We start from the raw sequence: 2,201 nt of genomic DNA, 5'->3' as shown, positions 1-2,201 counted from the left end.
GGCCCCACCCGTGCGCCTGAGCCAGCCGCCGGGCGCACCCGCAGCGGCCTGGTCGCACCCGCCGCGGTCGGCGGCGGCCCGCGCCGGAAGGAACGACCGTGGTGGGAGCGGATCAGGAGCGACGCGGCGACGATCCGGGACCGCCCGGCGCCGAGCCGCGGAGCAGCACCTGTGGTTCCCGACCCAGGTCCAGGCACATTCGGACGTCGTCGTAGCGCTCGTCGCCCACCTCGATGACGTTGGGCAGCCGACCCCACTCGCGGAACCCGAGCTGCTCGTAGAGCTCGATCGCACCGTGGTTGTTGCCGCGTACGCCCAGCGCGAGGGTCTCGATGCCGGCCTTGCGGGCGTCGTCGATCAGGGCGCCGGTGACCAGCCGGCCGATCCCCCGTCCCCGCGCCGCCGGGTGCGCGGTGATCTTCTCCAGGTCGGCGGAGTGCGCGAAGATCGGCTTCGGGCCGCGCCGCCACATCCCCGTGCCGACCACCCGGGAGGCGGACACGGCGAGCACCAGGGCGGCGTCATCGGCCTCGACCAGCGTCAGCACCGCGTCGAGCCAGGCGTCGGTCTCGGCGCGGGCGGGCGGCGTCGCGTACCCGATCGCACCGCCGCGCTCGGCCACCGCGTGCAGGACCCGGTGCACGTCGGCGCGGAGCTGCCGGTCCGCGGCCCTCGGCCAGCACAGTTCGACGGGAGCCTCCATGACCAGCGATTCTCCGGGATCGACACCGGTCGACCGCGCGGGCACCCCGCGAAGCGGGGGCCGGAGATCGACCGGCGGCTACGATCATCGGGTGAGCGTCCCGCAGCCGCCCGAGCCCATCCCGGGCGCGCGCCTACTCTTCTCGCTCGACCCGGCGGTCAGCCACCTCAACCACGGCTCGTTCGGCGCGGCGCCGATCGGCGTGCAGCGGGCCCAGCAGCGGCTGCGCGACGAGATGGAGGCCAACCCGCTGCGCTTCTTCACCCAGGGGCTGACCGACCGGATCACGCACACCCGCCGGCACCTCGCCGGCTTCCTCGGGGCCGACCCGGACGGCACCGCCCTGGTCCCCAACGCCACCACCGGCGTGGCGGTGGTGCTCCACTCGCTCGGCCTGCGCCCCGGCGACGAGGTGCTCACCACCGACCACGGCTACGGGGCGGTCGACCTCTCCGTCGCCCGGGAGTGCCGGCGTACCGGCGCCCGAACGCGGGCGCTGCGGGTGCCGCTGGAGGCGACCGACGAGGAGGTCGTCCAGATCGTCCGGGCCGGGCTGCGCCCCGGGCGCACCCGGCTGCTGGTGGTGGACCAGCTCACCTCGGCCACCGCGCGGCTCTTCCCGGCCGCCGCGATCGTCGGGGTGGCCCGCGAGCACGGGATCCCGGTCCTTGTCGACGCCGCACACGCCCCCGGCATGCTGGCGACCACCGTGGCGAGCATCGGCGCCGACTTCTGGGTGGGCAACCTGCACAAGTGGGGGTACGCCCCGCGCGGCACCGCCGTTCTGGTGGTGGCCCCGCCGTGGCGGGAGCGGATCGAACCGCTGGTGGTCTCCTGGGAGCAGGAGTCCGGCTTTCCCGGCCGGGTCGAGTGGGCGGCGACGCAGGACTACACCGGCTGGCTGGCCGCGCCGGTCGGCCTGTTCACGCTGCGCAGCCTCGGCGTCGATCGGGTACGCGCGCACAACGCCGCGCTGGCGGCGTACGGCCAGCGGGTGGTGGGGGAGGCGCTCGGGGTGTCCCCCGCCGACCTGCCCGACCCCGGCGGACCCGGGGTCGCCATGCGGATCATCCCGCTGCCGCCGGGCGTCGCTCCCACCCTCGACGCGGCCCGGGAGCTTCGGGCCCGGATCGCCGAACGGCTCGCTGCCGAGGTGGCCGTGATGGCCTGGCGCGGCCTGGGCTGGCTGCGGCTCTGCGGCCAGGTCTACAACTCGGCCGAGGAGTACGAGCGCCTCGCGGTGCGGCTCCCCCCGCTGCTCGCCCAGCGCTGAACGGACCGTCACCGCCGCCGGCTCGCCACGCGCACGAAGGGCGACCCCCGCCGGCCGACGGACGCCCGGCCGCGACGCTCAGCGACCCCCGCGGCCGACGCCGTCCCCCGGCGCGATTCCTGTCCGGGCGGTCAGCGACCCCGGGGGGCCGATGCCCCCGGCGCCATCCCCGTCGGGCCGGTCAGTGACCCCGGGGGGGCGACGCCGTCCAGCGGGAGCAGCCGC

The 2,201-nt window shown here is 76.4% G+C and carries 2 protein-coding genes; one reads left to right on the top strand and one right to left on the bottom strand.

Going from position 1 to position 2,201, the window contains the following annotated elements:
- Positions 1-112 precede the first annotated feature (112 nt).
- Complete coding sequence (locus tag NCC78_RS31055) at positions 113-703, bottom strand: GNAT family N-acetyltransferase (RefSeq protein ID WP_250798986.1); 591 nt, start codon at positions 701-703, stop codon at positions 113-115.
- A 91-nt stretch (positions 704-794) separates the two neighbouring features.
- On the opposite strand from NCC78_RS31055, the gene NCC78_RS31050 reads away from it, so the two are divergent.
- Positions 795-1,976, top strand: coding sequence for an aminotransferase class V-fold PLP-dependent enzyme (locus tag NCC78_RS31050; protein WP_250798985.1), 1,182 nt, complete (start codon positions 795-797; stop codon positions 1,974-1,976).
- Positions 1,977-2,201 lie beyond the last annotated feature (225 nt).

Origin of the sequence: Micromonospora phytophila (genome assembly GCF_023656545.1) — a bacterium.
Classification (GTDB): domain Bacteria; phylum Actinomycetota; class Actinomycetes; order Mycobacteriales; family Micromonosporaceae; genus Micromonospora; species Micromonospora phytophila.
This window is presented reverse-complemented; position numbering and strand designations above follow the sequence as displayed.